Source organism: Streptomyces sp. CLV115, from assembly GCF_038448545.1.
Taxonomy (GTDB): Bacteria; Actinomycetota; Actinomycetes; order Streptomycetales; family Streptomycetaceae; genus Streptomyces; species Streptomyces sanglieri.
The window spans coordinates 1-26,770 of record NZ_JBCEWQ010000073.1; the positions used below are offsets into that span (position 1 = coordinate 1).

The 26,770-nt window shown below is 71.0% G+C and carries 19 protein-coding genes; 3 read left to right on the plus strand and 16 right to left on the minus strand.

The window, feature by feature from the left end; genetic code table 11:
- From AADR41_RS23900 to AADR41_RS23955, 12 genes are all read right to left on the minus strand, one after another.
- Positions 1 to 490 (minus strand): UbiA family prenyltransferase (locus AADR41_RS23900; protein ID WP_342283435.1); only part of this gene is annotated, 490 nt, incomplete at its 3' end.
- Complete coding sequence (locus tag AADR41_RS23905; RefSeq protein WP_342283436.1) at positions 487 to 1,605, minus strand: inositol-3-phosphate synthase; 1,119 nt, start codon at positions 1,603 to 1,605, stop codon at positions 487 to 489. The genes AADR41_RS23900 and AADR41_RS23905, both read right to left, overlap by 4 nt.
- A 134-nt stretch (positions 1,606 to 1,739) precedes the next feature.
- Complete coding sequence (locus AADR41_RS23910) at positions 1,740 to 5,468, minus strand: ThuA domain-containing protein (protein ID WP_342283437.1); 3,729 nt, start codon at positions 5,466 to 5,468, stop codon at positions 1,740 to 1,742.
- Between the two features lie 302 nt (positions 5,469 to 5,770).
- Complete coding sequence (locus AADR41_RS23915) at positions 5,771 to 6,775, minus strand: sugar phosphate isomerase/epimerase family protein (protein WP_342283438.1); 1,005 nt, start codon at positions 6,773 to 6,775, stop codon at positions 5,771 to 5,773.
- Between the two features lie 12 nt (positions 6,776 to 6,787).
- Positions 6,788 to 8,026, minus strand: coding sequence for a Gfo/Idh/MocA family protein (locus AADR41_RS23920; protein WP_342283439.1), 1,239 nt, complete (start codon positions 8,024 to 8,026; stop codon positions 6,788 to 6,790).
- A gap of 68 nt (positions 8,027 to 8,094) precedes the next feature.
- Positions 8,095 to 9,138: a substrate-binding domain-containing protein gene (locus tag AADR41_RS23925; protein ID WP_342283440.1), complete on the minus strand. Its 1,044-nt coding sequence runs from the start codon at positions 9,136 to 9,138 to the stop codon at positions 8,095 to 8,097.
- Between the two features lie 71 nt (positions 9,139 to 9,209).
- Positions 9,210 to 10,256: an ABC transporter permease gene (locus tag AADR41_RS23930; RefSeq protein WP_342283441.1), complete on the minus strand. Its 1,047-nt coding sequence runs from the start codon at positions 10,254 to 10,256 to the stop codon at positions 9,210 to 9,212.
- Positions 10,253 to 11,779, minus strand: a complete 1,527-nt coding sequence (locus AADR41_RS23935; RefSeq protein WP_342283442.1) for a sugar ABC transporter ATP-binding protein — start codon at positions 11,777 to 11,779, stop codon at positions 10,253 to 10,255. Before AADR41_RS23935 ends, AADR41_RS23930 begins: the two co-directional genes overlap by 4 nt.
- 156 nt (positions 11,780 to 11,935) lie before the next feature.
- A complete protein-coding gene (locus tag AADR41_RS23940; RefSeq protein WP_342283443.1) occupies positions 11,936 to 13,117 on the minus strand; it encodes an ROK family transcriptional regulator in 1,182 nt (393 codons plus the stop codon).
- A gap of 168 nt (positions 13,118 to 13,285) precedes the next feature.
- Positions 13,286 to 14,713 carry a VWA domain-containing protein gene (locus AADR41_RS23945; RefSeq protein ID WP_342283444.1) on the minus strand — a complete coding sequence of 476 codons (1,428 nt, stop codon included), beginning with the start codon at positions 14,711 to 14,713 and terminating at the stop codon, positions 13,286 to 13,288.
- A 49-nt stretch (positions 14,714 to 14,762) separates the two neighbouring features.
- Positions 14,763 to 15,440 carry a GntR family transcriptional regulator gene (locus tag AADR41_RS23950; RefSeq protein ID WP_342283445.1) on the minus strand — a complete coding sequence of 226 codons (678 nt, stop codon included), beginning with the start codon at positions 15,438 to 15,440 and terminating at the stop codon, positions 14,763 to 14,765.
- Between the two features lie 68 nt (positions 15,441 to 15,508).
- The gene (locus tag AADR41_RS23955) at positions 15,509 to 16,459 is read right to left on the minus strand and encodes a beta-ketoacyl-ACP synthase III (protein ID WP_342283446.1); all 951 of its coding nucleotides are present in this window, start codon (positions 16,457 to 16,459) and stop codon (positions 15,509 to 15,511) included.
- Positions 16,460 to 16,761: 302 nt separating this feature from the next.
- Between AADR41_RS23955 and fdhD the strand changes: the two genes are divergently transcribed.
- Entirely contained in the window at positions 16,762 to 17,610 is an 849-nt protein-coding gene (gene fdhD / locus AADR41_RS23960; RefSeq protein ID WP_342283447.1) for a formate dehydrogenase accessory sulfurtransferase FdhD, read from the plus strand.
- 21 nt (positions 17,611 to 17,631) lie between these two features.
- Here fdhD and AADR41_RS23965 read toward each other — a convergent pair whose 3' ends face one another.
- On the minus strand, positions 17,632 to 18,660 hold the full coding sequence (locus AADR41_RS23965) for a bile acid:sodium symporter family protein (RefSeq protein ID WP_342283448.1): 1,029 nt from the start codon (positions 18,658 to 18,660) through the stop codon (positions 17,632 to 17,634).
- 120 nt (positions 18,661 to 18,780) lie between these two features.
- Here AADR41_RS23965 and AADR41_RS23970 point away from each other — a divergent pair, with 120 nt between their 5' ends.
- The gene (locus AADR41_RS23970) at positions 18,781 to 19,683 is read left to right on the plus strand and encodes a LysR family transcriptional regulator (RefSeq protein WP_446751105.1); all 903 of its coding nucleotides are present in this window, start codon (positions 18,781 to 18,783) and stop codon (positions 19,681 to 19,683) included.
- Positions 19,684 to 20,019: 336 nt separating this feature from the next.
- A complete protein-coding gene (locus AADR41_RS23975; RefSeq protein ID WP_342283449.1) occupies positions 20,020 to 21,819 on the plus strand; it encodes an AMP-dependent synthetase/ligase in 1,800 nt (599 codons plus the stop codon).
- A gap of 43 nt (positions 21,820 to 21,862) precedes the next feature.
- Here AADR41_RS23975 and AADR41_RS23980 read toward each other — a convergent pair whose 3' ends face one another.
- The 3 genes from AADR41_RS23980 to AADR41_RS23990 are packed head-to-tail and all read right to left on the minus strand — an operon-like array spanning position 21,863 to position 26,673.
- On the minus strand, positions 21,863 to 23,929 hold the full coding sequence (locus tag AADR41_RS23980) for a PQQ-dependent sugar dehydrogenase (RefSeq protein ID WP_342283450.1): 2,067 nt from the start codon (positions 23,927 to 23,929) through the stop codon (positions 21,863 to 21,865).
- An 11-nt stretch (positions 23,930 to 23,940) separates the two neighbouring features.
- Positions 23,941 to 25,584, minus strand: coding sequence for a glycosyl hydrolase family 8 (locus AADR41_RS23985; protein WP_342283451.1), 1,644 nt, complete (start codon positions 25,582 to 25,584; stop codon positions 23,941 to 23,943).
- 9 nt (positions 25,585 to 25,593) lie between these two features.
- Positions 25,594 to 26,673 carry a chitinase gene (locus AADR41_RS23990; protein WP_342283452.1) on the minus strand — a complete coding sequence of 360 codons (1,080 nt, stop codon included), beginning with the start codon at positions 26,671 to 26,673 and terminating at the stop codon, positions 25,594 to 25,596.
- Between the last annotated feature and the right edge of the window lie 97 nt (positions 26,674 to 26,770).

Genomic DNA, 26,770 nt, shown 5'->3' on the forward strand with positions numbered 1-26,770 from the left:
GGGCCGGATCCGGCCCCGCCCCGGGCACCGTCGTCCGACCCGCCGCCCCGGTGGCGGTGGCTCCGAGCAGCAGGTCGAGCCCGCGGGCGGCGGCCATCGCCGCGGGCCCCGCCGGTGTGTGCTTCAGCCGCAGGTCGTACGCCCACACGGTGGCCGCCAGTCCGGTGGCCACCGCGAGGGCAGGGCGGCCGGCCCGGGCCGCGAGCCCGAGCCCGGCGGCGGTCAACGCGCCCGCCGCCGCCAGGGCCGCTCCGGGTGCGATCCGCCCCGAGGGAATCGGCCGGTGCGGGCGGTCGACGGCGTCCTCCGCGCGGTCGGCCCAGTCGTTGAGCGCCATGCCCGCCTCGTACAGGCAGAGCGAGGCGCCGACGGCGAGCGCGGTCGAGCCGTTGGGGCGCCGGCCGCTCGCCGCCGCCCCGGCCAGCGCGTCGCCGGGGACCGTGAACAGCGCCGACACCCGCAGCAGTTCCGCCCAGGCACGTGCCGTCATCGTTCCCCCCGCAGCGTCCCGGCGAAGGCGAGCAGTTCCTGGTACTGCTCGAAGAGCGCGGCCGGGCCGCCGTCCGGATCCTTGAAGTAGAAGCCGAGCCCCGGCAGCGGGCCGCTCAGTCCCCGCTCGTGGGCGCGGGCCACCAGCCTCGCCAGATCCAGTACCAGCGGCGCGGCCAGTGCCGAATCGCAACCCTGCCAGGTGGTCTGGAGCACCATCCGCGCGCCGAGGAACCCGTCGAACGCGATGTGGTCCCAGGCGGTCTTCCAGTCGCCGAGGGCCGGAACGTCGTCGATGTGGACCTCGCCCTCGGGCGCGGTGCCCAGGGTGTCGGCCAGTACCCGTTCCTTGCCCGCGTTCTTGGCGGCCGCCGCGCCCGGGTCGGCGAGCGCCGCTCCGTCGCCGCCGCCCAGCAGGTTGGTGCCGGACCAGGCCCGTACGGGCAGGGCGCGTTGCACGAACATCGGGGCGAGTACGGAGCGGAGCAGGGTCTGGCCGGTCTTGCCGTCGCGGCCCGCGTGAGGAAGTCCGCAGTCCGCGACGGTGTTCTGGAGGGCGGGGGTGCGCAGCCCGGTGGAGGGGGTGAAGTTGACGTAGGGGCAGCCGGCCCGCAGTGCGGCCGCCGCGTAGAGCGAGCTGGCGGGCAGCCGCTCCTCGCCCGGGTCCGGGAGGGGTTCGGTGGACGCCACGTTGACGACGACCGTTCTGGCCAGTTCGTTGCGGTGCGTGAAGTCGGTGAGGTCGGCGGCGAAGGCGGCGATGAGTTCCTCGTCGCTGCGGGTGTCGCCGGGCAGTGGCCCGCCGGGCCGGATCCCGGCGTCCGCGGCGGCGAGTTCGGCGTGCACCGCCGAAGGCAGTCCGTGCGGCAGCACTCCCCCGGCGGCCAGTGCCTCGGCCCGTTTCGGCAGTGGGCAGCCGGTGGTGTCGTGTCCGCCGAAGACGAGTGAGGTGAGCGCGGGCAGCCCGCTGTCGGCGAAGGGCGGGGTCTCGGTGACCATGCCTGCCGCCGGGTGGAGCCCTGCCGCGACCGCCGCGCGCCCCGCGGTGGCGGTGGTGGCGACGGAGCCGCGTGCTCCGATGAACCAGACTCCGGTACGAACGGCGGGTGCTGACACGGGCTGCCTCCCTGACTGGGGGTGCTGGCTGGGCAGAGCGAGTGGCGCTGTGCGATGAGGGAGTGGGAACCGGTCCGGGACGGCGGGCGGGGCTGTGGTGATCTCTCCCGCCCGCCGTCGCCGGGGTGGGAGCCCTACGCCGAGGGCAGTTCCTTCAGCTGGATGTTGCGGAAGGACACATGGTCGTCGGCACCGTGGTTCTGGATGCCGATGTAGCCGCTCTTCAGGCTCCGTACCGGATCGGTGTTGGTGAAGTCGTTGATCTTCACTCCGTTGAGGAAGACCTGGAGGCGTTCGCCCCTGACCTTGATCTCGTAGCTGTTCCACTGGCCGGGCGGCCGCAGGACCTGGTCACGGGCCTTGGCGTCGGCCGCCTTGAAGGTGTAGATCGAGCCCGTGGTGCGGTCGGGCGCGTCGGAGGCGTCGATCTGGACCTCGTAGCCGTTGTTCACCGCGGACCAGGGGTCGTCGGACTCCGGGAAGCCGACGAAGACACCGGAGTTGTCGTCGCCCTGCATCTTCCAGTCGAGCTTGAGCGAGTACGACCCCAGCTCCTTGGCCTGGTAGGTGAGCAGGCCCATGCCGCCCTCGGAGCGGAGTTCACCGTCGACGACGTCGAACTTCCCGGGGCCCGCCTGCTTCCAGCCTTCGAGCGTCTTGCCGTTGAAGATCGACCGGTAGCCGGTGTCCGGCTTGCAGTCGGCCTTCACCTGACCGGCCGCGTACCGCATGCCGCCGAGGAGCAGCTTGCGGAAGTCCGCTTCGGCGTAGGACTCCTTGGTGTGGCCGAGGCCGGTGTAGAAGGAGCGGCCGCCCTGGTAGGTCTGACACCAGGTGATGGGGTGGTCGCCCTTCATGGTGCCGCCGGTGTAGGTGGTCTCGTCGAGGGTGGCGAGGACCTTGGCCTGACCTCGTGGATTCGTGCGGTAGTTGTACCACTCGTCGGTGCGGCTCCACTCGTCGCCGAGATGTGCGGTGGCCGGGTGGTCGTGGTCCTCGACGCGGACGGTGGCGGGCTGGATGGCGGGGTGCGAGGAGAAGTACGCCCCGACGAGTCCGCCGTAGAACGCCCAGTCGTACTCGGTGTCCGCCGCCGCGTGGACGCCCATGTAGCCGCCGCCGGTGGCCACGTAGTTCTCGAACGCCTTCTGCTGGTCGGCGTTGAGCACGTCGCCGGTGGTGGAGAGGAAGACGACGGCGTCGTAGCGGGCCAGGTTGCTGGTGGTGAACTGACCGGCCGTCTCCGTGGCGTCGACGGTGATGTTGCTGTCCTTGCCGAGTTCCTTCAGCGCCGCGATGCCGTCCGCAATCGCGTCGTGCCGGAAGCCGGCCGTCTTCGAGAAGACCAGGATCCGCTTGGCGGTCCTGTCCGGGGCGCTGTTGGAGAGCTCGAAGTCGTCGATGTCGTAGAGCGCTCCGGCGCCGCCCTTGAAGACCAGGAACAGTTCGGTGGACTTCTTCGGGACGCCGCGCAGCGGTACGTCGATGTCCTGGAAGTTGTCCCAGGCACCGGTCACCGGGACGGGTGCGGAGCCGAGGATTTTGCCGGTCGGGGAGCCGGTCCGGACTTCGAGGAAGCCGCCGGCGCCGCCGGAGGAGATCCGTGCGGTCAGCTTGGTGGATCCGGTCAGGAGGTACGGCTTGAAGGAGATCCAGTCGTCGTTGTGGATGTCGCCGACGGTCTTGCCGCCGTGCGCGGTGGCCTTGTTCTGCGGGGCGACGCCGTGCGAGTCGCCGTAGTGCTCGGCCTGCCGGTGGCGGGGCTGGAGCTCGGACTGGTCGTGGCCGGACAGCGGTGCCTGGCCGCCTCCGCCGCCGTCCGTGTACGAGGCGTCGATGACGCCGAAGATGTTGGCGTTGGGGTCGTGTCCGCCGTCCATCTCCGTCTTGATGGTGCCGGAGCAGCCGTGCGCCGAGGTGATGGGGTGGCCGTGGCTGTCGTGGCCGAGGATGAAGCGGACCTCGATCTTGGAGCAGTCGACGGTTCCGTCCTCGGGGTCGGTGACGGTCACCTTGAACGGGATCTCGTCGCCGAAGGTGAACAGCTGCCCGTCACCGGGGAGTTCCAGGTTCACCTTGGGGGCGGTGTTGCCGACCGTCACATGGACGTTGGCCGAGCCGGTGCGTCCTGTGGCGTCGGTCGCGGTGACGGTGGCGGTGTAGGTGCCGTTCTTCTTGTACGTGTACGTCGGGTCGGCGGCGGTCGATGTGCCTCCGTCGCCGAAGTCCCAGCTGTAGCTGAGGGTGTCCCCGTCGGCGTCGGAGGTTCCGGCCGAGGAGAAGGCGACCTTGAGGGGTGCGGTCCCGGAGGTCTTGTCGGCGGTCGCCTCGGCGATGGGCGATCGTCCGCCGGTGGCGTTCTCGATGCGGTAGAGCGCCGAGTTCTGGTCGCCGCCGAAGTAGCCGGTGCCGTAGTCCAGGACGTACAGCGCGCCGTCGGGGCCGAACGTCATGTCCATCACCTGGGTTCCCGACCACGGGAAGGCGTTGATGGACCTGACCGTGCCCTCGGTGTCCTGGTCGATGCGCTTGATCCAGCGCCGGCCGAACTCACCGGCGAAGAAGTTGCCGTCGTACGCCTCGGGGAACTTCACCGGCGAGTCGAGGGCGGCGTCGTAGTGGTAGACGGGTCCGCCCATCGGGGACTCGGAGCCGGTGCCGAACTCGGGCACGGACGCGCCGTCGTACGGGATCCAGGCGGGCTGGGCCGGCGGCAGATCGACCAGCCCGGTGTTGTACCGGGAGGTGTTCTTGGGCGCCGCGCAGTCGAAGGCCGCACCGGAGGTCTTGGTCGCGAAGTCGTAGTCGATGAACGGGTCGTTCTTCCCGGTGCAGAACGGCCAGCCGAAGTTGCCGGCCTTGGTGACACGGGCGAACTCGACCTGTCCGGCCGGTCCGCGCTTCGGGTCGGCGGCGCCGGCGTCGGGTCCGTAGTCACCGACGTACACGATGCCGGTGGGCTTGTCGACGGTGAAGCGGAAGGGGTTGCGGAAGCCCATCGCGTAGATCTCGGGCCGGGTCTTGTCGGTGCCCGGGGCGAAGAGGTTGCCGTCGGGGACGGTGTAGGTGCCGTCGTCGGCGACCTTGATGCGGAGGATCTTGCCGCGCAGGTCGTTGGTGTTCCCGGCGCTGCGACGGGCGTCGAACACGGGGTTGCGGTCCGGCCGGTCGTCGATCGGGGTGTAGCCGTCGGAGGCGAACGGGTTGGAGTCGTCGCCGGTCGACAGGTACAGGTTGCCCTGCGCGTCGAAGTCGATGTCACCGCCGACGTGGCAGCAGATGCCGCGCGAGGCCGGGATGTCGAGGACCTTCTTCTCGCTGGCGGTGTCGAGCGTGCCGTCCTCCTTGAGGACGAAGCGCGAGAGCCGGTTCACACCGTCGAACTTGGCGAAGTCGGCGGCGGTGCCGTTCTCGGGGGCGTCGCCGGACGGGGTGTCCAGCGGGGGCGCGTAGTAGAGATAGATCGCCCGGTTCTTGCTGAAGTCCGGGTCGACGCCCACGCCCTGGAGGCCCTCCTCGTCGTGGGAGTAGACGGGCAGGACGCCGGCGAGGGTGGTGTCGCCGCCGCTGTCGGTGAGCCAGAGTTCGCCGCCGCGCGCGGTGTGCAGGACGCTGCGGTCGGGAAGCACCGCCAGCGTCATGGGCTCGCCGGTCTCGGCGACTCCCTTGGCGAGGGTGACCTGCTGGAACTCCTCGGCCGCCGCATCGGTGGCGGCCGGCGAGGACGGTCCCGTCGCGGCTGCTCCGGGCGTGGCGCCCAGGGCCAGGGTGGCCGCGGCGAGCAGACCGCCGGTGAACAGCGCGAGGGATTTGCGGACGCGGAGCCGTGTTCTGCTCCTGTTTCGGCTGGTGGTTCGGTGCACGAGTGTCCTCCGGGGTGTGCCGGTTGTACGGGCGAGGTGCTGCCGTGCCGTGCTGCGCGGGGACTGCCGCGCGGGTCGTCCGGGGTGCGTGGGGGACACCGGCGACCCGAGTCATGTCGTGTACACGTTGTGGACCGTAGACCTGTTCGTCCGGGACGGAAAGGCCTTGCGCAGCGATCCGGTTGAACTTTTTCCTGCGCCAGGACAAAGCGCGACGAGGGCAGGGGTGGGCGCGGGACGGCCCCGGAGCTTCCTCCTGGCACGTCCCGGCCCCGGGAACCACCGCCCCCGGCGGGAGTCGGTCAGTCGCCGCCCCCGAAGGCCGCGTCGAACGACGCCGCCGGCGGGTCGAAGTCGTACCGCTTCAGCGTGGCCAGCGCTTCCGGCGCGCCGGCCAGCCGGTCCATCCCGGCGTCCTCCCACTCCACGGAGACCGGCCCGTCGTAGTCGATGGACCGGAGCATCCGGAAGACGTCCTCCCAGGGCACATCACCGTGCCCGGCCGAGACGAAGTCCCAGCCGCGCCGGGGATCGCCCCAGGGCAGATGCGAGCCGAGCCGGCCGTTGCGGCCGTCGAGGCGCTTGCGTGCCTCCTTGCAGTCCACGTGGTAGATCCGGTCCCGGAAGTCGTACAGGAAGCCGACCGGGTCCAGGTCCTGCCAGACGAAGTGGCTGGGGTCGAAGTTCAGCCCGAACGCCGCACGGTGGCCGACGGCCTCCAGGGCGCGGTGCGTTGTCCAGTAGTCGTAGGCGATCTCGCTGGGGTGCACCTCGTGGGCGAACCGCACACCCTCCGCGTCGAAGACGTCCAGGATCGGGTTCCAGCGCTCGGCGAAGTCCTCGTACCCCCGCTCGATCATGTGCGGCGGAACGGGCGGAAACATCGCGACCAGGTGCCAGATCGACGAGCCGGTGAAGCCCACGACGGTACGCACCCCGAAGGCGGCGGCCGCCCGCGCGGTGTCCTTGATCTCCTCGGCGGCCCGGCGGCGGACCCCTTCGGGCTCGCCGTCGCCCCAGATGCGTGCGGGCAGGATCCCCCGGTGGCGCTCGTCGATCGGGTCGTCGCAGACGGCCTGGCCGACCAGGTGGTTGGAGATCGCCCAGCACTTCAGTCCGTACTTGTCGAGCAGTTGGCGCCGGCCTTCCAGATAGCCGGGGTCGGACAGCGCCTTGTCGACCTCGAAGTGATCGCCCCAGCAGGCGAGTTCGAGGCCGTCGTAGCCGAAGTCGCGGGCGTGCCGGCAGACCTCCTCCAGCGGCAGGTCGGCCCACTGGCCGGTGAAGAGCGTGAAGGGACGGGGCATGGGCAGGGCCTCCTAGAGAACCACGGGGGTGTGTACGGAGTTCTTCTCGGCGCTCTCCTCCACCGCTGCGAGCACCCGCTGCACCTGGAGTCCGTCGGCGAACGACGGTGCCGGGTCGCTCCCTTCGGCGATCGTCCGCACCAGGTCGCGGGCCTGGTGGACGAAGGTGTGCTCGTAGCCGAGGGCGTGGCCCGGCGGCCACCACGCCTCCAGGTAGGGGTGCTGGGGTTCGGTGACCAGGACGCGCCGGAATCCCGCCGTGGCGGCGGGTTCGGTGTGGTCGTGGAAGGACAGTTCGTTGAGCCGTTCCAGATCGAAGGCGAGGGAGCCGCGCTCCCCGTTGATCTCCAGCCGCAGTGCGTTCTTCCGTCCGGCCGCCATCCGGGTCGCCTCGAACGAGGCCAGCGCCCCGGAGGCGAGCCGGCCGGTGAACAGTGCCGCGTCGTCGACGCTCACCGCCCCTCGCGCACCGGCCTCCGCCGCTCCGGACAGCCCGGCCGACGGGCCCGCGAGCCGCGGCCGTTCGCGCACGAAGGTCTCGCTGACCGCCGACACCCCGACCAGTGGCTCCCCCGCCAGATACTGGGCCAGGTCGACGAGGTGCGCGCCCAGGTCGCCGAGCGCGCCCGAGCCGGCGCGTTCGCGCTCCAGCCGCCAGGTGAGCGGCGCCTCGGGGTCGACGAGCCAGTCCTGGAGGTAGGCGGCGCGTACGTGCCGCAGGGTGCCGAGCCGTCCCTCGGCGATCAGCTGCCGGGCGTAGGTGATCGCGGGCACCCGGCGGTAGTTGAAGCCCACCATGGCGACCTGGCCGCGGGCCGCCGCGCGCGCCGCGGCCTCGGTCATCGCCTCGGCCTCGGCGACCGTGTTGGCGAGCGGCTTCTCGCACAGCACGTGCTTGCCCGCCTCCAGGGCGGCGATGGCGATCTCGGCATGGCTGTCGCCGGGGGTGCAGATGTCGACGAGTTGCACATCGTCCCGGGCGATGAGCGCGCGCCAGTCGGTCTCGGCCGCGGCCCAGCCGAGGCGGGCGGCGGCCGCGTCGACCGCGGCCCGGTCGCGGCCGCAGACCGCGGCGAGCGCCGGTTTCATCGGCAGGTCGAAGACGTGTCCCGCGGTGCGCCAGCCCTGTGAGTGGGCGGCGCCCATGAACGCGTATCCGACCATGCCGACTCCGAGCACCGGCACACTCGTCGCCGGCCGCTGCGTCGGCGGCGCTGCGGCCTCCTGATCCGTCTCTTCCCTACGGGCCATCGGGGCTTCCTCCTCGTCGGTCGTTCGATGGGTGCGGCAGGAGGGTCAGCACCCTCCTGCGGGGCGGATCAGCTGAAGCCCGTCGGCAGGTACTGCTCGATGTTCTCCTTGGTGACGACCGCCGAGTAGAGGGTCAGGCTGGTCGGGATCTCCAGCTCCGCCAGGCCGCCGACGCCCTTGCCCTGGGCCAGCGCACGGGCCAGGTCGATGGCGGACGCGGCCATCGTCGGCGGGTAGAGCACGGTGGCCTTCAGGACGCTGTTGTCGGCCTTGATGGCGTCCATCGCGGACTTGGCCCCGGCGCCGCCGACCATCAGGAACTCGTCCCGGCCCGCCTGCTGGATGGCCCGCAGCGCGCCCACGCCCTGGTCGTCGTCGTGGTTCCACAGCGCGTCGATCCTCTTCTGCGCCTGGAGGAGCTGGGCCATCTTCGCCTGGCCGGACTCGACGGTGAAGTCGGCGGCCTGACGGGCCACCAGTTTGATGTTGGGGTAGTTCTTCAGCGCGTCGGCGAAGCCCTGGCTGCGCTGCTTGGTGAGCTCCAGGTTGTCGATCCCCGCCAGCTCGACGACCTTGGCGTCCGCCTTGTCCTTGAGCTGTTCGCCGATGTACGTGCCGGCGTTGAGACCCATGCCGTAGTTGTCGCCGCCGACCCAGCAGCGGTAGGCCTGCGGGGAGGCGAAGATCCGGTCGAGGTTGACGACGGGGATGCCCGCCCGCATGGCTTCCAGGCCGACCTGGGTGAGCGCCTTGCCGTCGGCCGGGAGGACGACCAGGACGTCGACCTTCTTGTTGATGAGGGTCTTGACCTGGCCGATCTGGGCGGCGGTGTCGTTGGATCCCTCGGTGGACTCCAGTGTCACCTCGGAGTACTTGGCCGCCCGGGACTTGGCGTTCTCGTTGATCGCGTTGAGCCAGCCGTGGTCGGCCTGCGGACCCGCGAAGCCGATGGTGACGGGCTTGCCCGGCTTGTCGTCGGCGGCGGGGCCGGCGGTCTTGGCGGTGTCGGTGTCCTCGGGCTTGGGGTCGTTGCTGGTGCAGGCGGTGAGCAGGGCGCCCGCGGAGACGGCTGCGGTGCCGAAGAGCAGTCGTCTGCGGCTGGTTTCTGGCATGGCTGTCAAACCCTTCATCCGTTGCGTGGCATGTCGCGTGGGGCGGGAGGCGCGGTGGGTGAGGCGGTGGGTCAGGTCTCGCCGTGCGCCGATGTGCGGCGCTGGACCAGGACGGCGGCGACGATGATCGCGCCCTTGGCGATCTGCTGGACGTCGCTCTGCAGATTGTTGAGCGCGAAGATGTTGGTGATGGTGGTGAAGACCAGCACACCGAGCACGGAGCCGACGATGGTGCCGCGCCCGCCGCTGAGCAGGGTGCCGCCGATGATCACGGCCGCGATGGCGTCCAGCTCGTACAGATTGCCGTTGGTGTTCTGCCCCGAGCCGGACAGGATGATCAGCATGAAGGCGGCGATGCCGCAGCACAGTCCGGAGAGCAGGTAGAGGTACAGCCGCTGGCGCCGTACGTCGATGCCGGCCAGCCGGGCGGCCTCCGCGTTGCCGCCGACGGCGACCGTGCGCCGTCCGAAGGTCGTACGGTTCAGCACCAGCCAGCCGACGACGGTCACCGCGGCGAACATCATCACCAGCGGCGGGATGCCGAGGAAGTAGGAACCGGGCAGGCCCAGGTCGAGGACCGACTTGACGGTGACGATCTGGGTCCTGCCGTCGGTGATCTGGAGCGCGAGCCCACGGGCCGAGGCGAGCATGGCCAGCGTCGCGATGAACGGCACCATCCGCCCGTACGCGATGAGCAGCCCGTTCACCAGCCCGGCACCGACTCCGACGATCACCGCGGTGAACAGGATCCCCGCGAAGCCGTACTCCTGGGTGGCGACCGTGGTCGCCCATACCGAGGCGAGCGCGACCATCGCGCCGACCGACAGATCGATGCCGCCGCTGGTGATGACGAAGGTCATCCCGACGGTGACGACCCCGATGACGGACGACTGGGTGAGGATCAGCTGAAGGTTCCCGGTGTCCAGGAAGGCGTCGGGCTCGGTGAATCCGCCGACGACGACCAGCGCGGCGAGGACGCCGAGGAGCGACAGGTTGCGGACGTCCAGGCGCAGGCCGCCGCCGCGCGCGGGTCCGTCCTTCTTCCGGGGTCCGGGGACCGGGGCGGCGGCCCCCTTGTCCGGCCTGCCCTGCTGCGTCGGGGAAACGGGCTGCGTCATGACGTAGGGCTCCCTTCCATCACTAGGTCGAGTACGCGGTGCTCGTCGAGCTCCCGGGCGTCGGCCGTGTGCACGACGCGGCCCTCCCGGAGCACCAGCACCCGGTCGGCGAGGCCCAGCACTTCGGGCACCTCGCTGGAGACGAGCAGGACGGCGAGGCCTTCGTCGGCCAGCCGGCGGATCACGGCGTACAGCTCGGCGCGGGCTCCCACGTCGACGCCGCGGGTCGGTTCGTCGAGCAGCAGGACCCGGCAGCCGCGCAGCAGCCAGCGGGCCAGGACCGCCTTCTGCTGGTTGCCGCCGGAGAGCGTACGGACGGGGGTGTCCGGGTTGTCGGGGCGCAGCGAGAGCTCACGGGTGGCCTCGCGGGCCGCCCGGCGTTCGGCCCCGCGGTCGATCCAGCCCGCCCTGGCGAAGCGGGACATCGAGGAGACGGAGACATTGCGGGTGACGGATTCGAGCATCAGCAGGGCCTGCGCCTTGCGTTCCTCGGGGGCGAGGCCGATTCCGGCGGCGACGGCGGCGCGGACGCTGCCGGGCCGCAGCGGCTTCCCGGCCACGGTCACCCGCCCGGCGCTCGGCCTGCGGGCGCCGTAGACGGTCTCCAGGATCTCGGAGCGTCCCGAGCCGACGAGTCCGGCCAGGCCCACGATCTCGCCGGGCCTCAACTCCAGGTCCACCGGTTCGAATTCGCCCTTCCTGGCCAGTCCTTCGACCTTCAGGACGGGCTCCGTCCCGGCCTCTGCCGCGCGGTCGGCGGTGCGCGGCGGGAAGACGTACTCGACGTTGCGGCCGGTCATCATGGCAACGATGTCGTGTGTCGGGGTGGACTCGGCGGGCAGCCCGACGGCCACGGCGCGGCCGTCCTTGAGCACGGTCACCCGGTCGCCGATCCGGCGGATCTCCTCCAGGCGGTGCGAGATGTAGACGACGGCGACGCCGTCGGCGGTGAGCGAGGCGACGGTACGGAAGAGGTTGTCGACCTCGTCCGGGTCGAGTGCGGCGGACGGCTCGTCCATGACGATGAGCCGTACGTCGTGCGAGAGCGCCCTCGCCATGGAGACGATCTGCTGCTGGGCGGCGGACAGTCCGCCGACCGGTCGGGCGGGATCGATCTCCGGGTGGCCGAGCCGCTTCAGCAGCGCGGCGGCGGCCGTGCGGCCCTCACGGGTACGGACGACGAAGCGGGCGGTGGTGGGTTCATGGCCGAGAAAGACGTTCTCGGCGACGGACAGGCCCTCGACCAGGTCGAGTTCCTGGTAGATGGTGGCGATGCCCAGCCGCATGGCGGCGATGGGCGACTTCAGCGCGACCGGTTCGCCGCGCCAGCTGATCTCGCCGCCGTCGGGCTGGTGGGCCCCGGCGAGCACCTTGATGAGGGTGGATTTCCCGGCGCCGTTCTGCCCGAGGAGACAGTGGACTTCGCCGGCCTGGACCTCCAGGTCCACACCGTCGAGGGCGCGCACTCCGGGGAACGACTTGGTGATGCCGGACATGGTGAGCAGGGGTGGTTCTGGTGCCATGACGAATCCCCTCGGCAAATGGGGTCTCCCCTGCTCGAACGCAGCCGAGTGCTGGGGGAAGGCCGATGAGCGGGCAGGGCTGTACCAGGTGCGGTGGTGCGGGTGTTCCCGGCGCCCCCGGTGGTGCGGGCGCGCCCCTGTGCTGCCGGCCCGGGGTCAGGCCGGTGAGAAGAGGTGGTCGCTGATGAGCCGGGCGGCGCCGATGACTCCGGCGGCGGGCCCCAACTCGCCCAGCACGATGGGGAGGTTGCCGGTGGCCAGCGGCAGCGACTGCCGGTAGACCTGGGTCCGGACACTGGCGAGGAGGGTGTGGCCGAGGCCGGTCACACCGCCGCCGATCACCACCAGACCGGGGTTGAAGAAGCTGACGAGTCCCGCGATGACCTGGCCGACCCGGTTGCCGCCTTCGCGGATCAGGTCGAGCGAGGTGGCATCACCGGCGGCCGCGGCGGCCGCCACATCGGCGGCGGTGAGTCTCCCGGCCGCTTCGAGCCGGCCGGCCAGCTCCGCCGACCGCCCGGTGCGGGCCGCGTCCTCGGCGTCGCGGGCGAGCGCGGCACCACTGAAGTGGGCCTCCAGGCAGCCCCGGTTGCCGCAGGCGCAGGCGCGCCCCTCGGGTTCCACCTGGATGTGGCCGATGTCCCCGGCGCTGCCCGTCGTACCGCGGTGGACGTCGCCGCCGACGACGATGCCGCAGCCTATGCCGGTGCCTATCTTGACGCAGAGGAAGTCGCCCACGGAGCGGGCGACGCCCGCGTGCTGCTCCCCCATCGCCATCAGGTTCACATCGTTGTCGACCATGACGGGGCAGCCCAGCTCCTGGCTGAGCGCCTCGCGGACCGGGAAGCCGTCCCAGCCGGGCATGATCGGCGGTGCGACCGGTACGCCCTCGGGGAAGCGCACCGGACCGGGTACGCCGATGCCCGCGCCGTCGAAACCCTCGGCGAGACCCGAGGTCCGGAGCTTGGCCGCCATGGCCAGCACCTGTTCGAAGATGGCGACGGGCCCCTCACGCACGTCCATCGGGTGGTTGAGGTGGCCAAGTACCTCCAGCTCGGCGTTGGTGACGGCCACATCGATGGATGTGGCACCGATGTCGACGCCGAGGAAGCGCAGTTGCGGTGCGAGCCGGATGTTGTGCGAGCGGCGCCCGCCGCGGGATGCGGCGAGTCCGTCGGCGACGACGAGTCCGGTCTCCAGCAGTCTGTCGACCTCGACGGCGAGCTTGGAGCGGGAGAGATCCACCTGATCCCCCAGCTGTGCCCGGGAGTTGGGCCCGCCGTCGCGCAACAGCCGCAGCAGTCGCGCCTGATGCGCATTCGCGGGTCGTGCAGTCATACGTCTCACGCGCCCCTCCCCGCCACATCGGCCTGTACGTCGGGCTTTCGAGTGGAACGTAGCAGCGGTTGCCGGGAGTGGGAAGAAGTTGCGCAGGAATCCACCACAACTTTCTCCACACCGAGGACAAAGCCGGTCGGCGGGGCCGGGCCCCGCCGACCGGCCGGCTCAGCGCAGGATCCCGGCCTGCCGGGCGGCCCGCACCCAGGACGGGAACTCCGACAGGACCCTGTCGTACAGCTCCTGGTCGGAGACCCTCTCGATGTCGTCGACCGCGAAGAAGCCGACGTTGTCGACCCGGCGGCCCGGCATGGTGTCGAACCGTTCCAGCACGCCGTACTGGGAGCTGCCGAGCCCCACGAACTGCCAGAACACCGGTTCCTCGGCGGCCGCCCGCAGTTCCTGCTCGATCTCCCGGTTGCGGTGCACACCGCCGTCCGAGAAGAACAGCACCAGTGTCGGATCGGGCGCCGGGTGGGCCCGTACGAAGGCCCGCACCTCGGCGATGACCTTCTGTTCCTCGTTCTGGATCCCGACCGTGCGCATGTCGATCTGGCCGGGGACCAGCCCCTTGGGCGGCTTCCTGCGGCCGAAGCCGAAGATCTGGCCGACGCGTACGTGCAGGGCGAGCCACTGGGGCAGGTCGCCGACGGCGAGGTCGGGCAGCCGGGCGGGGTTGGTGGCGAACGTCCAGGCCTGCATCTCGCCGTCGTCGTCGAGCTGTGCCGCGACGGCGACCATCCGCTCGGCGACGCCCGCGACCGTGCCGCGCCGGTAGAGGGTGCTCATCGAACCCGAGGCGTCGAGTACGAGGACGACGCGGGCACGCAGCTCCGGTACGCCGTGCTTGCCCAGGCTGACCAGGACCTGTTGCTTGCGCAGCGACAGGCGTTTGCGCATGTCCACCGGCAGCCGCTCCTCGCCCTTGGTGGGCCGGGGGCCCGGACCGCCGCCCCCGGCGCGCTCCGGTGCGGGCCACGAAGGCGGCGCGGGCGGCACAGGAGGGGGGAACGACGGCGCGGGGACGGGAGCGGGGGCCGGAGTCGTCACGGGCTGCGGGCCGGGCCCGGCCGCGGGCGGTTCCTCGTCGACGCCGATTCCGAAGTCGGTCGCCAGCCCGGCCAGTCCGCTCGCGTATCCCTGGCCGACCGCGCGGAACTTCCAGCCGCCGTCACGGCGGTAGAGCTCGCCGCCGACCAGCGCCGTCTCCGTACCGGCGGCGATGTCGAAGCGCGCCAGTTCGGCGCCGGAGGCCGCGTCGAGCAGCCGCAGACACAGCCCCGGCACCTGACCGAACGTGCCGCCGTCGGCGGAGGCGCAGAGCGCGACGCGTTCGACGTCCGGCCCCAGCGCGCCCAGCCGGACGTCCAGCGATTCGCTGCCGGGCTGTTTGCCGAGGTGGCTCACGGTGCCCGAGGCGTGGAGCGGCTGGTTGTAGAAGACGAAGTCGTCGTCGGAGCGCACCCGCCCGCCGCGGGTCAGCAGCAGGGCCGAAGCATCCACGTCCGGGACTCCGGGCCCCGCCGACCAGTCGAGTACGGCCCGGACCGCGGAGGCCGGGACCGGCACGTTGGCGCCTTTGCTCAGTGTCGTCACACCGGCAAGTGTGCCTGCCGCCCGGCGCACACCCCCGAGGGGACCGCCCTCAGACCTCGTCGCGCCGGTGGTACGTCCGGCGGGTGTGTTCCGTGTGGGAGCGCATGATCTCCGCGGCCCGCTGTTCGTCGCGCGAGGAGATCGCCGCGACGAGCGAGCGGTGCTCGGTCCAGGACCCGGCGCCGCGCTGCCGCGCCGCCGGGGTGCAGTACCAGCGGACCCGGCGGTCCACCCGGCCCGCGAGTTCGGCGAGGACGACGTTGCCCGCCAGTTCCATGACCTTGGCGTGGAAGTCCGCGTCGGCGGCGACCGCGAGGTCGACGTCGTCGTCGGCGACGGCCTGCTCGCCCCTGGCGCAGAGCTCCTCCAGGGCCTCGGTGCCAGCCGGGGAGGAGTTGGCCGCGGCGAGGCGCGCGGCCTCGGCCTCCAGGAGGGTGCGGACCGAGAGCAGCTGGTCCGCCTCCGCCTTTGTGGGCTCGTGCACGAACGCGCCCTGGGCGGGCCGGAGATCGACCCAGCCCTCGGTGTTCAGCCGCTGCAGGGCCTCGCGCACCGGCTGGCGGGACACCCCGAGATGGCCCGCCAGCTCGCTCTCGACCAGGTGCCGGCCCGGGCTGAGGACTCGCGTCGTGATGAGTTCGAGCAGGGTCTCATACACGCGTTCGCGCAGCGGACCGGGCCGCTCCAGCTTCGGCACGGCCCCCTGCGGCAGCCCTGTGGACAACATGGCGGTCCCCCTCCGGCCCGACGAGCACCCGCTGCTTGTCGTCCACAGCCTACCGAGCAGTACGCCCCTCAGGGGCAGCGGATCACCTGACCCGCGTACGAGAGGTTCCCGCCGAAGCCGAAGAGCAGGACCGGGGCATCGCTGTGGACCTCGCCGCGCTCCACCAGCTTGGACAGGGCCATCGGGATCGAGGCCGCGGACGTGTTGCCGGAGTCCACCACGTCCCTGGCGACGACCGCGTTGACCGCGCCGATCTTCCTGGCGACCGGTTCGATGATCCTCAGGTTGGCCTGGTGCAGCACCACCGCGCCCAGGTCCTCAGGCGCCACGCCGGCCTTCTCGCACACCTTGCGGGCGATGGGCGGGAGCTGCGTGGTGGCCCAGCGGTAGACGGACTGCCCCTCCTGGGCGAACCTCGGCGGGGTGCCCTCGATCCGTACCGCATTCCCCATCTCCGGCACCGATCCCCACAGCACCGGACCGATCCCGGGCCGGCCGTCCCCGGCCGGCTCCGCGACGACGACCGCCGCACCGGCCCCGTCACCGAGCAGCACGCAGGTGCTCCGGTCGGTCCAGTCGGCGATGTCGGCCATCTTGTCGGCACCGATGACCAGGACGCGCTCGGCGGCCCCGGCCCGGATCGCGTGGTCGGCGGTGGCGAGGGCGTGGGTGAAGCCGGAGCAGACCACGTTGATGTCCATCACCGCGGGCGAGCCCATCCCGAGCCGTGCGGCGACGCGCGCCGACATGCTCGGCGAGCGGTCGATCGCGGTGGAGGTGGCGACCAGGACCAGATCGACCTCGGCCGGCTGGAGCCCCGCCGCGGCCAGCGCCTTGGCGCCCGCGTGCGCGGCCATCTCGTCCACCGGCTCGTCCGGGCCACCGACGTGACGGGTCTTGATGCCGACGCGACTGGTGATCCACTCGTCGCTGGTGTCGACCAGGGCCGCCAGATCGTCGTTGGTTAGCACCTTGGCGGGCTGATAGTGGCCGAGCGCCACGACACGTGAGCCGGTCATGTACGGGTTCCCCTCGCTACGGATGGCAGGAACCATCCAGTCTTGGTCGCTACCGCCCGGTACACGTGCACGTGTTCCCACAGGAATAGCGCCCGGCCGTTGGAGGCTTGACAACAGCCCCGGCCCTTCGAAAGGCATATTGCAGACAATATGCTGTCCGATGACGGTGCGGGCATGCAGCGGTTCCCCCCGCACATGCCGCGGCGCCGGCCGCGATGTCACACTCCAGGTGCAGGACCAGGGCCGGTTCGGCTTCCCGCGCGTTCCGGCCTCCACCACGTACAGAATCGGGTTCAACCGCCATGGGACGGGTCACCGAGCGTCGCCGCACCATCCGCATCCGGGACGGGGCCGTCTCCACCCGCCCCGACACCCTCGTCGCCGAGGAGCCCCTGGAGATCCGGCTGAACGGCAGACCGCTCGCCATCACGATGCGCACCCCGGGAGACGACTTCGCGCTGGCGGCGGGGTTCCTGGTGAGCGAGGGCGTCATCGGTGACGGCTCCGAGGTGCAGTCGATCGTCTACTGCGCCGGCGCGACGGCGGACGGCGTGAACACGTACAACGTGGTGGACGTGAAGCTCGCCCCCGGAGTCGCGGTCCCCGACATCACGCTCGAACGCAATGTGTACACCACCTCGTCCTGCGGGCTGTGCGGCAAGGCGAGCCTGGACGCGGTGCGCACCACCACCCGGCACCCGGTCGCCGACACTCCCCCGCTGCGGGTCGGGCCCGCCCTCCTCTCCGCCCTTCCCGACCGGCTGCGCGCCGCGCAGCGGGTCTTCGACCGGACCGGCGGGCTGCACGCGGCGGCGCTGTTCTCCGAGGCGGGCGAACTGCTCGACGTCCGGGAGGACGTCGGCCGGCACAACGCGGTCGACAAACTGGTCGGCCGGGCCCTGACCGACCACCGGCTGCCGCTGTCCCGGGCGATTCTGCTGGTGTCGGGGCGGGCCTCGTTCGAGCTGGCCCAGAAGGCGGTGATGGCCGGCATCCCCGTGCTCGCGGCGGTCTCGGCGCCGTCGTCGCTCGCCGTCGATCTGGCGGCCGAGACCGGACTGACCCTGGTCGGCTTCCTGCGGGGCCCGTCGATGAACGTGTACGCGGGCGAGCACCGCATCGCCCTGGACGCGGCGGCCGCCCGGGAGTGAGGCGGCCGGCCCGCCCCGTCCTCAGCTCGCGACGGCGGGCCGGGGCGACACCTGCCCGTTCACCGGCTGCTCCTCCCGAGCGTCGCGCGAGCGGCGTTTCGCGATCACCGCGCACACCATCAGCTGCATCTGGTGGAAGAGCATCAGCGGCAGCACGGCCAGGGACGCCTGCGCCCCGAACAGCACGCTCGCCATCGGCAGCCCCGAGGCCAGACTCTTCTTCGAACCGGCGAACTGGATCGCGATCCGGTCCTCCCGGTCGAAACCGAGCCGCTTCGCCCCGTACCAGGTGAGCGCGAGCATCAGCGCGAGCAGCAGCACCTCGGCGCCGAGCAGCGCCCCGAGGCGGGCCGGGGTGACCTGGTGCCAGATGCCCGCGACCATGCCCTCGCTGAAGGCCGTGTAGACGACGAGCAGGATCGAGCCGCGGTCGACGTGGCCGAGGACCTTCTTGTGGCGGGTGATGAAGCCCCCGATCCAGCGGCGCAGCAGCTGCCCGGCGACGAACGGCAGCAGCAGCTGGACCCCAATCCGCAGCAGCGCGTCCGCCGAGAACCCGCCGCCGTCGTTGCCGAGCAGGGCGGCCGCGAGCAGCGGGGTGAGGAAGATCCCGGCGATCGAGGAGAAGGAGCCCGCGCAGATCGCCGCGGGCACGTTGCCGCGGGCGATGGAGGTGAAGGCGATCGACGACTGGATGGTCGACGGGACGAGACAGAGGAAGAGGAAGCCGCTGTACAGCTGCGGCGTCAGGACGTACGGCACCAGTCCCCGGCCGGCCAGCCCGAGCAGCGGGAAGGCCACGAAGGTACAGATCAGCACGGTGAGGTGGAGCCGCCAGTGCCTGAGTCCGTCCAGTGCCTCGGCGGTGGAGAGCCGGGCTCCGTAGAGGAAGAAGAGGAAGGCGACGGCTCCGGTCGAGGCACCGCCCGCCGCCTTCGCGGCGCTCCCCGACGCGGGCAGTATCGCCGCGAGCACCACGGTGCCGATCAGCGCCAGGATGTACGGGTCGAGCGGCAGCCAGGACGGCGGCCTCAGGGTGCGGCGGCTCATGTGCTCCACGGGTTCTCTTGGTTCTGGTCGTGCCGTCCCCCATGCTGCTCCCGATCCAGGCGATCGGGAATCCCGCACACCGCTCTCACTGTCATCACGTTGCGCGATAGCCTGGGGCTCATGTACGAACCCGCGCAGCTCCGTACCTTCCTCGCCGTCGCCCAGACGCTGAGCTTCACCCGGGCCGCCCGCCGGCTGGGGGTACGGCAGTCCACGGTGAGCCAGCACGTGCGGCGCCTGGAGGACGCGACGGGGCGGCAGTTGTTCACCCGGGACACCCACCGGGTCGATCTCACCGTGGACGGCGAGGCGATGCTCGGCTTCGCCCGGACGATACTCGCGGCCCATGAGCGGGCCGCGGCCTTCTTCACCGGCACCCGGCTGCGCGGGCGGCTGCGGTTCGGGGCCTCCGAGGACTTCGTGCAGACCCGGCTGCCGGAGATCCTGGAGTCGTTCCGCCACGACCACCCGGAGGTCGAGCTGGAGCTGACGGTGGAGCTCTCCGGGACACTCCATCAGCGGCTCGCGGCCGGGCGGCTCGATCTGGTTCTCGCCAAACGGCGCGCCGGCGACACGCACGGCGAGCTGGTCTGGCAGGACGCGCTGACCTGGATCGGCGCCCCGCAGCTGCGGATCGACCCGGACGGCCCGGTTCCGCTGGTCCTCTTCCCGCCACCGGGCATCACCCGGGCCCGCGCCCTGGAGGTCCTGGAGGAGCACGGCCGGTCCTGGCGGATCGCCTGTACGAGCACCAGCCTGAGCGGGCTGGTCGCGGCCGCCCACGCGGGGCTGGGCGTGATGGCCCACAGCCGGGGGCTGATCCCCCCGGGCCTGGCGCCGGTGCCGTCCAGGGCGGGGCTGCCGGAGCTGGGCGGGGTGGACTTCGTACTGTCGCACGGCCGTCGTGCCGACGGTGCGCACGAGGCGGCGGACGCCCTGGCGGCGGCGATCCTGGCGGGCGGCGACCGGCTGATCCGGGGCGTCGGCCCGATGGGTCCGGTCAACGGCCGGGACGGCGCATGACCGCCCGCGCGCACGGGAAGGATTGAACGGCGGAGGCCGGGGAACCGACCCACCCGATCCAGGACGGACGGGGGCAGAACACCGCGCATGCGTCCGGAACGGGGGTGGCAGCGGCGTACAGATTCGGTGGAGATTCCGGCGCCGACCGCTCACTCTACGGTCCAGGCCACGCCCGAGCCTTGCCCATCTGGCCGGATTTCGGTGACTGACCTGTGCATATGCCCGGTTGCCCACCGACCCGGGGCCCTCCCGCCGCGCCGCCCGGTGGGGTAGCGTCACGGCGCTGTGCGGAGCGCCTCAAGGAGCAGGTCATTGCGCGAGTTCACCGTCCCACCCATGGCGGCCGCGCCCCTCGTGGGCGGCCTGGCCGATGTGGTGTTCGACCATGCCGAGGAGGACCCGGACCGGGTCGCGCTCGGTCGGAAAGACGCGAGCGGACAATGGCGGGATGTCACTGCTGCGGAGTTCCGCGACGAGGTGCTGGCGCTGGCCAAGGGGCTGATCGCGCACGGGGTCAGATTCGGCGACCGGGTGGCCCTGATGTCGCGCACGCGCTACGAGTGGACGCTCTTCGACCTCGCGCTGTGGGCGGTGGGCGCCCAGTCCGTACCGGTCTATCCGACGTCCTCGGCCGAGCAGGTGCTGTGGATGCTGCACGACGCCGAGGTGTCGGCAGTGATGGTCGAGCACGAGGACCACGCCATGACGATCGCCTCGGTGATCGACCGGCTGCCCGGTGTCAAGCGGCTCTGGCAGCTGGACGCCGGCGCGGTGTCCGAGCTGGTCGACGCGGGTGGCGATGTCGAGGACGAGGTGGTGCACCGGCACCGCCGCGCGGTGACGCCCGAGTCGGTGGCGACGGTCATCTACACCTCGGGGACGACGGGCCGGCCCAAGGGCTGTGTGCTCACGCACGCCAATTTCATGTTCGAGACGGACACCATGGTCGCCCGCTGGCGGTCGGTCTTCCGCTCCAAGCCGGGTGACGAGGCGGCGACCCTGCTCTTCCTTCCGCTGGCCCATGTCTTCGGCCGGATGGTCGAGATCGCGGCGATCCGGGGCCGGGTGAAGCTCGGCCACCAGCCGGAGCTGTCGGCCAGGGCGCTGATGCCGGACCTGGTGTCGTTCCGGCCGACGTTCATCCTGGCGGTTCCGTACATCTTCGAGAAGGTCTTCGACGCCGCCCGCCGCAGGGCCGAGGCGGAGGGCCGCATCGGGCCGTTCGACAAGGCCGTGGACATCGCGGTGAAGTACGCGGAGGCGCTGGAGGCGCGGGCGTTCGGGACCGGTCCGGGGCCGTCCGCCGGGCTGCGGATGCAGCACCAGTTCTTCGACAAGGTCGTGTACAAGAAGGTGCGCGACGCGATGGGCGGCCGGATCCGGCACGCCATGTCCGGCGGTTCGGGGATGGAGCGGCAGCTCGGACTGTTCTTCGGGGGCGCCGGTGTCACGGTGTACGAGGGCTACGGGCTGACCGAGTCGACCGCGGCGGCCACGGCCAACCCGCCGGAGCGCACCAGGTACGGCACGGTCGGGCTGCCGATCCCGGGGACGACCGTGCACATCGCCGAGGACGGCGAGGTGTGGGTGCACGGCGGCAATGTGTTCGGGGGCTATCTCGGCGATCCGAAGGCCACCGACGCGGTGCTGCGCGAGGGGTGGCTGGCCACCGGGGATCTCGGTTCGCTCGACGAGGACGGCTATCTGACGATCACCGGGCGGAAGAAGGAGATCCTGGTGACGTCGGGCGGCAAGAGCGTGTCGCCGACCGGTCTGGAGGAGCGGGTGCGGGCGCATCCGCTGGTCGCGCAGTGTCTCGTGGTCGGCAACGACCGGCCGTACATCGCGGCTCTGGTCACGGTCGACCAGGAGTCGGTGGACCACTGGCTCGCGATGCAGGGGCGGGCGCCGCTGAAGCCGGAGGAGCTGGTGCGCGATCCGGACCTGGAGATGGAGGTCCGGCGGGCCGTGGTGGCCGCCAACACGGCGGTCTCGCAGGCCGAGTCGATCCGTACGTTCCGGATCCTGGCGCATCCCTTCAGCGAGGAGCACGGTCTGCTCACCCCGTCGCTGAAGCTGAAGCGCAGGGCGATCGAGACGGCGTACGCGGCGGAGGTCGACGCGCTGTACCGCTGAGCCCCGACAGGCCCCGGCGGTACAGCGCGTACGGCGCCTGCCGCTAGCCGATCGAGACCCGGAACAGCTTGTCCGAGCCGTCGGGTTCGTTGCCCTTGTTGTCGCAGTTGGTGGTGGAGAGCCAGAGCTGGTCCTGGCCGGGCACCTTGGTGACGGTGCGCAGCCTGCCGTACGCACCGACGTAGTACGCGCTCGGTGTGCCCAGGTTCTCGGTGTCACCGGTGATCGGCACCCGCCACAGCCGTTCGCCCTTCAGGGCGGCCATGTAGATGACATTGCGGACGATGGCGATCCCGCTGGGCGAGGCCTCGGAGATGTTCCAGGTCTTCTTCGGGTTGGTCATGCCGGTGGTGGTGCAGCTGCCCTCGCAGACGGGCCAGCCGTAGTTCTTGCCCGGCTTGATGAGGTTGAGCTCGTCCTTCTTGCTGTCACCGAACTCCGCCTCCCACAGACGGCCGTTGCGGTCGAAGGCGAGCCCCTGCGGGTTGCGGTGTCCGTAGCTGTAGACGTAGTTGCCGAACGGGTTGCCGGGGGCGGCCTTGCCGTCCGTCGTCATCCGCAGGATCTTGCCGTTCAGCGAGTTCTTGTCCTGGGCCAGGTCGGGGGACTGCGCCTCGCCGGTCGACGCGTACAGATGGCCGTCGGGGCCGAAGGCGAGCCGCCCGCCGTTGTGGTAGCGGCTCTTCTTGATTCCCTGGAGCAGGACCTTGTACCCGCTGAGCGAGCTGCCGTCGTAGGTCATCCGGGCGATCCGGTTGCCCTCGGACGCGGTGTGCATGAAGTACACGTAGTGGTTGCTGGACCACTTCGGGTCGACGGCGACGCCGAGCAGGCCGCCCTCGCCGTCGGTCGTGACGGCGTCGGGTACCGTGCCGACCTGGGTGCGGGTGCCGTCGGGGGTGGCCCTGAGGACCTTGAAGCTGTCCCGTTCGGTCACCAGCGCGGTCTTGCCGTCGGGCATCCAGTAGGTGCCCCAGGGGATGGACCAGCCGCTGGAGACGGTGGCGATGCCGGAGGGCACTCCGCCGTCGGTGGCGCAGTCCGGGGTGGTGAAGGTGACCGCGTTGCTGGGCGGCGAGGCGTTGCCCGCCGCGTCCTCGGCGACGACGTCCAGGGTGTACGGGCTGGCGCAGGCGAGCCCGGTGAGTGTGGTCGTGGTGGCGGGCGGGGTGCCGGTCACGGTCTTGTAGACGGTGCTGCCGCTGCGCACCTCGTAGGCGGTCACGGCCTTGTCGTCCGTCGACGCCCCCCAGCTCAGGGCGACGCTGTTCGCGGTGAGGCCCGAGGTGGACAGGGTGCCGGGTGCCGTGGGTGCGGTGGTGTCGGAGCTGCGCAGGGTGGTGCAGTCCACGATGGGGCTGACCGATGACACGTTGCCGGCCGCGTCACGCGCGAACAGGGTGAGGTTGTACGTGGTACCGGGGGTGAGCCCGGTCAGGTTCTTCGTGGTGACGGTGCCCGGTGCCTCGCCGAACTTGTTGCCGTGTTCGTAGATGTCGTACGCGACGACGCCCACGTCGTCGGTGGCGGCGCCCCAGCTGAGTGTGAGGCTGTTCTCGGTGATGTCCGAGCAGCCGGGCGCCGTGGGTGCGGTGGGTGCCTGGGTGTCCGACGGGGCGGTGACGGTGACGTCGAGGTAGTCGAGGTTGGGCAGCCCGTTGGCCGTCGTGGACGTGAGCCGGATCTTGTTGCTGCCCGCCTTGACCGGGGTGGTCAGGGTGGAGGTGGCCCAGGTGTTCCAGTCGGTGGTGGCGTTGAAGGCGCGGGCGGCCGAGACGACCGTGCCGCCCACGGCGACGTCGGCGGGCCGGGCGTCGGCCGTGCCGTTGGAGTACCGGATGGCGATCTTCCCGGTGCCGGCGGCAGCCGCATCGACGGTGAACTCCACGTAGCTGCCAACGACGTTGTCACCGTTGACGAATCCGGTGCCCGAGTAGCCGGAGTGGTTGGACTCGGCGGCGCCCTCCACTATCGTCGCGGACTCCGCCTCGTACCGGGTGGCGGCTGCGGAGGCCGGCTGCGGGACCGCCTGCACCAGTGCGGTACAGAGCAGCACGGCCGTGAGGGCCGCCACCCTTCCTCGTACCGTGGTGAGTGTTCTGGCCTGCATCTGAACCTCCGTCAGGGAACCCAGTAGTTGCCGGATGCGACGATCATCGACTGGAGCTGGACGCTCCCGCCGTAGTAGAGATCCGGGTCGATCGACGTGGTGGCGAGCTTGTTCCAGAGCGCGTCGAGCCACGCCTGGGAGCCCGGGTCGGTCAGCGCGGTCACGACGAACGGGGCGGTGAACGCCATGTCGTTGCCGCTGTCGAACACCGAGCCGTTCAGGTGGTAGCCGCTGGCGATCTTGTCCGGGTCCCCGCCGGTCCTGCTCTTGATCCAGGTGTTGAGCTTGCGGGCCGAGGCGAGCGAGGCGCTGTCCCCGCTGGTGACGGCGTCGGCGCCGATGCGCCACGGGTCGCGGCAGGCGTTCCAGGAGTAGTCGCCGTCGTTGGGGCTCTCCAGCACTTCGCCCGGGGCGGGCTTGGCGGTGCCGTTGGTGTTGACGACGAAGTCCGCCAGCAGACCTGTCGCGGAGGCGTACTTGGACTGCTGGGAGGTGATCAGGTTCTGGTGCGCGGTGCGCACGGTGTCCCAGGTGCTGTCACCGGTGGCGGCCCTGAAGGCGCGGAAGTGGTCGATCATCCAGTCCGAGGAGCGGGTCATCCAGTAGTGGGATTCGCCGGAGTCCGACCAGTCGCCGAACAGCATCAGGTGCGTGGTCGGGTTGACCTCGCTCTTCTTGATGGCGTTGATGTGCTTGACCGCGAGGTCCTTGTAGTCGTACGTGCCGGTGGAGCCCCACTGCTTGTCGGCGAGGAGCAGCCCGAAGGCGACGTCGAGGTCCCCGTCGGTCGCCGAGTCGGAGCCGTCGACGCTCTTGCAGGAGGCGTCCTGTTCGGCGGCGAGCAGGTTGGAGTTGTTCACCGAGGGATGCGCGAGCATGTACTTGACCATGCCGTCGAAGACGGTCTTCGCGTCGGGGTCGGCCCCCGCCATGGTCGCGGTGACGACCATCCCGTAGCCCTGGGCCTCGGCGACGTAGGGGTGGTCGGCGTCCGGCGAGATCACCTCGTACCAGCCATTGCCGCAGTTCTTCCTGACGAACGCGGACTTCCAGGCGTTGTACGTCTTGATCACGGCCTGGTCGACTGCCGACTGGGTTCCCGAGGGCTTCAGCATCCCGGTGGCGTAGGGAAGTCGATGGCTACCGAAGGGCACCGCGGGGCCATCGGCCGCCGGGGCCGCGGTGTCGAGGCGGTCGAGGTTGGGGCCGCCGTTCGCCGTGGTGGCGGTGGCCCGGACGGTGTTGGTCCCAGCGGCGAGCTTCGCGCCGATGGTCTTCGTCTTCCAGGTGTCCCAGGATCCGGTCCCGGGGAAGGAGACGCCGGAGGCGACGACCGTTCCGTTCACACTGATGTCCAGCGGCCGGTCGGTGGTGGTGCCGTTGGCGTAGCGGACGGCCAGCGAGTCGCTGCCGGCCGCGGTGTCCACCGTGAACTCCACAAAGGACCCGGCCACGTTGGTGTAGTCGACGAAGCCGGTACCCGAGTAGCCGGTGTGGTTCGTCGCCACGGCCGCCTGGGCGAGTGCGGCGTTCTCCGCCTCGTAGCGGGTTTCCGCCGCCGCGGCGGCCGACGGCGCGCCGAGCAGGGGCAGCAGCAGCGCGGTGGCGGCGAGTGCCGCTCCGCCGAGGGGCAGTCTGCTCCGGGTGGTACGCATGGGATCTCCTCAGCCCTTGTACTGGACTACGATCTTGGTGAAGTCGTACGGGGACTGGGACACCCCGCTGCAGGCGTCCCCGTCGCTGCCGGAGCCGCAGGCGCGGTCCCGGTTGACGGACCAGAAGGCGAAGCGCGCGATGTGGTGCTGCTGCGCGTAGCCGAGGATCGTCCGGAAGTCGGTGGTGGTGACGGTCTCGCCCGGCTCGTCCGTCCTCCCGTTCATCGAGGAGACCCCGATGTGCCGGTGGGCGGCGTCGTCGTCGTAGCCGTAGGCGCTCTTCACGGCGGTCTTCAGTCCGTCGAGGGCGCCGACCGTGGCGGCGCCCATCGTGCCGCTGTGCCCGCCGAAGTCGAAGGGCATGACGACCCAGCCGTCGTTGTCGAGACCCGCGGCGGCGCCCCGCTTGACGAGGTCCTTGCCGGTGGCGTCGGGGCCGGTCGGGGTGGTCCCCATGGTCACGTACGTCACGATGCCCGGATTGGCGTTCTTGACGATCTTCAGGGCGTCGACCACCCGTTGCCGCACGGTGGCCCTGGAGAACTCGGTGTCCTCGATGTCGATGTCCAGCGCCTTGAGTCGGTAGGCGTCGATCACCTTCTGGTACGCCCCGGCCAGCGCGGTGGCACTGGTGCACTTCTCGCCGAGCTTGTCGCCGCTCCAGCCGCCCACCGAGACGACGACGTCGCCTCCGGCCGCCCGGATGGAGTCGATGGCCTTCTGGTCCGATCCGCCGGTCAGCGGCCGGTCCCCGTCCCACTTCGGGTTGCAGGTGCCGTCCGAGAGGACGAACGCGAGCGTGAACCACTTCACGCCGGTCGCCGCCATCACGTCGGTCGGCTTCTGCGGGCTTCCCCAGCCGAGGTACTCGTACGGTGCCGCGGCCATGGCGCCGGGGCCCGCGGCCCTGATGACGGAGGCCGGGGGGCCGGGGCGGCCGTCCGCCGTGGTGGCGGTGGAGTCGGTGCGGGCCCCGGACGCGTTCTCGGTGGCGGAGGCCTTCGGGAGGTGGCCCAGCAGGGGCAGGAACAGACAGCTGAGGCCCGCGACGACGGCCACCGAGCGGCGTGGGGGTGCGGCAGGGTGCACGGATGATCCCTTCCGGTTGCGGTGTTAGGAAAGGTTCCTAACCGACACTGCATAGGATTCCCTGCGGAGCCTTCTGTCAATGCCCCGCGTGGGCCCA